Source organism: uncultured Streptococcus sp. (genome assembly GCF_963516575.1).
Taxonomy (GTDB): Bacteria; Bacillota; Bacilli; order Lactobacillales; family Streptococcaceae; genus Streptococcus.
In genome coordinates this window covers 1-4,796 of sequence record NZ_CAUQCP010000073.1, presented here as the reverse complement: position 1 = coordinate 4,796, position 4,796 = coordinate 1, and the positions used below count along the sequence as shown (strand labels likewise).

Genomic DNA, 4,796 nt, shown 5'->3' with positions numbered 1-4,796 from the left:
AGATATGGACGGTAGAGAAACTATCCTCCTCCCAGAAGAAAATGACCTATTTTAATACTCAATGAAAATCAAAGAGCAAACTAGAAAGCTAGCCGCAGGTTGCTCAAAGCACTGCTTTGAGGTTGTAGATGAAACTGACGAAGTCAGCTCAAAACACTGTTTTGAGGTTGCAGATGGAAGCTGACGTGGTTTGAAGAGATTTTCGAAGAGTATAAAAACTCTAGCCTTCAGTTGCAAGTGACTGAAAACTAGAGTTTTTCTATTTTTTCAAAGCATTATACAAGTTACGGATAGGTTGCTTTAATGTAGGATGGATAAAATGAGGTGCAATTTCCTGTAAGGGCTCAAGGACAAAAAGGCGTTCCGCTATGTAAGGATGAGGCAAGATAAGTTCATCTGTGTAAATGACCTGGTCCTCCACAAAGAGCAAGTCCAAATCAATCAAACGAGGTCCCCAACGCACTTCTCTCACCCGTCCCATCTCTGACTCAATGGCTAACAAGGTCTCTAATAGAACTGGGGCAGGCAACCAGGTTTCAACCTCAACCACTTGATTAGCAAAGCTATCCTGCTCTACACCACCCCAAGGTTCCGTCGTCAAAACACTGGACTCTTTGAGAATATGGATATCTCGAGCTCGCATGTTCTCAATGGCTTGCTTCAAGTTTGCTTGTTTATCTCCCATATTGCTTCCTAGAGCGATAAAGGCTCGTTGCTTGCGGCGATGGATGGTTACGGAGCAAGTATCTAGTGGCAAATGAACTGGCGCCCAAGGTTTTTTCAGTTCCAGCTGAATTTCTTGGACAAGAGGATAAGCCTCAAAAGTACGTTCCACCAGTTTATAAGCTACCGTTTCAATCAAATCTTCACTCGTTTCCTGAAACCAAGTCGTCCACTGCTGACACAGTTCTCCATAATGGACAGAGGCCGTTAAATCCAAGTCTGTAGCCGCCTTGGTCATATCATAGGATAGGATAGCTGAAACGACAAACTTTTGCCCCAATTCCTTCTCACTAGGAAAAAGACCATGATAGGCAAAAATTTCCAAATCCTTAATCTGCAGTTGATCCATAATGATTCCTTTCTAGAAAAATCCGCTTGAAGCAGATTCTTTTTATACTCAATGAAAATCAAAGTGCAAACTAGGAAGCTAGCCACAGGCTGCTCAAAACACTGTTTTGAGGCTGCAGATGGAAGCTGACGTGGTTTGAAGAGATTTTTGAAGAGTATTATAGTCCCATTAAACGATAAGCCTGATCTCGAAGGTCCTTATCTGTTTCAAATAGACCACGAGCTACTGTCGTCAAGGTTGCAGTACCTGGTTTTCTGACACCACGCATACTCATACACATATGTTCTGCCTCAATGACAACAAAGGCTCCTTTAGCACCCAGATACTCCATCAAGGCATCGGCCACTTCGATATTCAACCGTTCTTGAATTTGTGGTTTCTTAGAATAAACTTCAACCGTACGGGCTAGCTTAGACAAGCCTGCCACACGACCATCTGGAATGTAGGCAATATGCGCTCTACCATAAAATGGCAGAAAGTGGTGCTCACACATGGTATGGAAAAAGATATCCTTTTCTACTACCATGTTGTCATCAATAATCTCAAAGGATTTTGACAAATGTTCCTCCGCAGTTTGACCAAGACCTGAAAAAATCTCTTGGTACATACGGGCTACACGAGCAGGTGTTTCCTGCAAGCCCTCGCGGTTAGAGTCCTCTCCCACAGCCTCGATAATCATTTTTACAGCTGCTTCAATCTTTTGTGTATCCATTCTCGTTCTTCCTCTCCATCAGATAGGATCTCACTTGGCTCAAGAAATACAAGGAACCCGTGACAATCCTAACTATTTGTTTCTCTTCTTTTTTATCTATCAATTTCTGCTCTAGAAAATCCTGCCAATCTTGGTAGCTGAGATTTCTAGACTTAGCTGCCTCTTTCAGCACGCTTTCATCAGTCGCCCGACTATCGTCAAAATGTGTCAGGGTAAGCTCGGTATCTGGTATTGCCCCCAGCAAATCCAACATATCCTCCAAGGCCTTGGTTTTGATACAAGTAAAGAGGATTTCCTTATGATAATCCGCAAAGCGTTCTTGCAAGGTTGCTAATAAAGCTGTGATAGCATGGGGATTATGGGCCCCATCCAAAATCATCAAGGGGTCTCTTGACACGATTTCCAAACGCCCTGGCCACCTTGTTTCTTCCAAGGCTTGGACAATCAAGTCATTACTTGCTAGTTCTCGCCCATCTTCTTGACAAAAAGTATCAAGTAAAGCTATGGCCATCCCAGCATTCTCTATCTGGTGCAAACCAAGCAAACCAGTCTGGAAACGACCTTGTCTGGCAAAACTGGTATAATCAAATACTTCACCCGTTACCACAATCTCTTGGTGACTGACCTGATAATCTTTCCCATAGGCAAGTATCGGCGCATCTTTCCCTTCCGCAATGCGGTCAATCACAACCAAAGCTTCTGGAGCGATACGACCTGTTACCAAGGGAATCCCTTGTTTGATAATACCAGCTTTCTGCTCTGCTATGGCCTCCAAGGTGTCCCCAAGTAGGGCTACATGATCCAAGCCAATAGTTGTAATTCCTGTCAAAATGGGCTGGCAGACATTGGTACTATCCAAGAGGCCACCCATGCCCACTTCCATGATGGCCACATCTACTTGCTCTGAGGCAAAGTAATCATAGGCTATGGCTGTGATTATCTCAAACTCGGTTGTCCCCTGCAAATTGGCAGCCGCTTCCCCCTCAAGCAAAAACTGATAGTCTGCCATGAGGGATTCTAGTCTCGCTTCTGGGATAGATTCCCCATTGATACTAATCTGGTCTGTGTAGTGAATGAGATAGGGCGAGCTGAACACCCCAACTCTCAGCCCTAGCTTTTCTAGCATATTTTTCAAAAAAGCAATGGTCGAACCCTTGCCATTGGTTCCTCCGATATGGATGACCTTGAGTTTGAGATGGGGATTGTCACGCAGAGCTAATAGTTCCACCATGCGTTCCAAGCCAAAATGCGGTTGGTCCGTCCGATAGTTGGCAATCCATTGATTGTTTTTAATTTCTTTCATCTTATTTGTATTGTTTTAAATCTAGATTTTCCGCATCATCAGCTAGACGAATAGCGGAGGCAATTTCAACTGCCATCCTGTGACTGGCTACGTCATGCACGCGCACAACTTCCACACCCTGTCTCGCAGCGATACTGGTTACATGAGCCGAAGCCGTATCCCGATTGCGGAAACCAAGTTCTGTATCAGGATTGACTTCAAAACCATTCTCTTCTAGGATATTGATGACAAAGCGCTTGCGCGACACTCCAAGAAAGATTGGATAGCCCTTCTGATGGAGTTTATCCAAGTCCCGTAAAAGAAGGAGATTTTCTTTCTTGGTCAGACCAAAGCCGATTCCTGGGTCCAGCAGGATATTTTCTTGAGCAATACCAGCTTCCTCTGCTCTCGCTAATGCTCGTTCAAAGAAAGTCTCCATCAACTCTTCGATTGGCAATTTTTCAAAGTCAGCCAACTCTTTTTCTGTAAAAGCTTGACCAAAACCAAAATGAGGAAATATGAGCGAGCTAGGGTGCTGAGGTCGAGCCATAACTGGATTAAACATAATGACTACTTTCGCACCAGCCTTAGCAACCACATGGGCCATTTTTTCATCACCCATGAGACCTGTGATATCGTTGACTAGATTGGCACCAGCAGCCAAAGCAGCCTCTGCCACCTGACTCTTCCAAGTATCAATGGAAATGAGGACATCACTTTCCTTGCGAATCGCTTCGATCACTGGAACAACACGCTGGATTTCCTCTTCTATTTCTATCTCAACATAGCTACTGCCCGGCCGAGTCGATTCTCCGCCGATATCTAGTATACTAGCCCCTTCTGCTATCAATTTACGCGCCTGCTGGAGCGCCTGCTCAAGAGCAAAAAATTGACCACCATCCGAAAAGGAATCTGGGGTTACATTGATAATTCCGCAAATAGCTGTCTTTACATGATTAGCTTTAGTTGACATATCGGTCACTCCCTCAAGGCTCTTCACCATATTATTTCTCTATTTTACCATAAAAAGAAAAAAATGGACACGATTGCATTCATCTTTTTCCCAGTAGAAACAAGTAAGCAATTGTCAAAAATCTTAAACAGAAATCCCTAATGTCCGACTCAAAATCACCACGAGAGCCAACAAACAGAAAACAACCCCATTAACAATCATGTGAAGTAAGATCGACATTTCCAAACGTTGGGTCTTGTAAGCCGTCCAAGACAGAACGATCGACATAACTCCATAAATCAATAAAGAAGGTAGATTACTTGGTTGATGCAATAAAGCAAACACAATCGTACCGACTACAAATCCCAAGTTCTCCTTGCCTCGGAAAATCTTTTTAGGAACAATCCCACGACACAAGATTTCCTCACAAATAGGAGCAAGCAAGGCTAGCAAGAAGAAGCTAGAAATCAGAGAACTATTCTGAACCATGTCGTTAATCTGAGACTGGTTAGCTGTTGTCGTCTCATTTGACAGTTGTAACAAGATAGAACCAAGTATATTTGAACAGATAATGACTAAATAACTCAAGCCCAAACGTGCCAAATCTTTAGCTCTAAAAAAAGAAAAATTAAAACTTGCTAACTGTGTTTTACGAGCTCCAAAAATAAATAGTACCAAAACCACAATCGAAATACCAGCAACTATCAGCCCTGACTGTAACAATGGTACTGCATTTAAAGTTAAAATAGCAGTAACCCCTATAGGAATCTGATATAAA

The 4,796-nt window shown here is 43.1% G+C and carries 6 protein-coding genes; 1 reads left to right on the top strand and 5 read right to left on the bottom strand.

Features of this window, described 5'->3' with window-relative positions; translation table 11 throughout:
- The first annotated feature begins 61 nt into the window (after positions 1-61).
- Entirely contained in the window at positions 62-184 is a 123-nt protein-coding gene (locus RWM06_RS09325; RefSeq protein ID WP_000693002.1) for a hypothetical protein, read from the top strand.
- A gap of 75 nt (positions 185-259) precedes the next feature.
- On the opposite strand, the gene folK is transcribed toward RWM06_RS09325, so the two are convergent.
- The 5 genes from folK to RWM06_RS09300 all read right to left on the bottom strand — a co-directional run.
- Positions 260-1,072 (bottom strand): 2-amino-4-hydroxy-6-hydroxymethyldihydropteridine diphosphokinase, encoded by an 813-nt coding sequence (gene folK, locus RWM06_RS09320; RefSeq protein ID WP_313970916.1) that lies wholly within the window; start codon positions 1,070-1,072, stop codon positions 260-262.
- A 157-nt stretch (positions 1,073-1,229) separates the two neighbouring features.
- Positions 1,230-1,784, bottom strand: coding sequence for a GTP cyclohydrolase I FolE (gene folE / locus RWM06_RS09315; protein ID WP_033683022.1), 555 nt, complete (start codon positions 1,782-1,784; stop codon positions 1,230-1,232).
- Positions 1,765-3,087 (bottom strand): folylpolyglutamate synthase/dihydrofolate synthase family protein, encoded by a 1,323-nt coding sequence (locus RWM06_RS09310; RefSeq protein WP_313970915.1) that lies wholly within the window; start codon positions 3,085-3,087, stop codon positions 1,765-1,767. The genes folE and RWM06_RS09310 overlap by 20 nt, the downstream gene beginning before the upstream one ends.
- A 1-nt stretch (position 3,088) precedes the next feature.
- Complete coding sequence (gene folP / locus RWM06_RS09305) at positions 3,089-4,069, bottom strand: dihydropteroate synthase (RefSeq protein ID WP_313970914.1); 981 nt, start codon at positions 4,067-4,069, stop codon at positions 3,089-3,091.
- 93 nt (positions 4,070-4,162) lie between these two features.
- The coding region (locus RWM06_RS09300) for a type II CAAX endopeptidase family protein (protein ID WP_313970913.1) at positions 4,163-4,796 on the bottom strand (634 nt) is incomplete at its 5' end.

Bases quoted from the DNA above. Each gene is read 5' to 3' on its own strand.
- RWM06_RS09310 (WP_313970915.1), bottom strand. From the start codon at position 3,087: ATGAAAGAAATTAAAAACAATCAATGGATTGCCAACTATCGGACGGAC.
- folP (WP_313970914.1), bottom strand. From the start codon at position 4,069: ATGGTGAAGAGCCTTGAGGGAGTGACCGATATGTCAACTAAAGCTAAT.
- RWM06_RS09325 (WP_000693002.1), top strand. From the start codon at position 62: ATGAAAATCAAAGAGCAAACTAGAAAGCTAGCCGCAGGTTGCTCAAAG.
- folK (WP_313970916.1), bottom strand. From the start codon at position 1,072: ATGGATCAACTGCAGATTAAGGATTTGGAAATTTTTGCCTATCATGGT.
- folE (WP_033683022.1), bottom strand. From the start codon at position 1,784: ATGGATACACAAAAGATTGAAGCAGCTGTAAAAATGATTATCGAGGCT.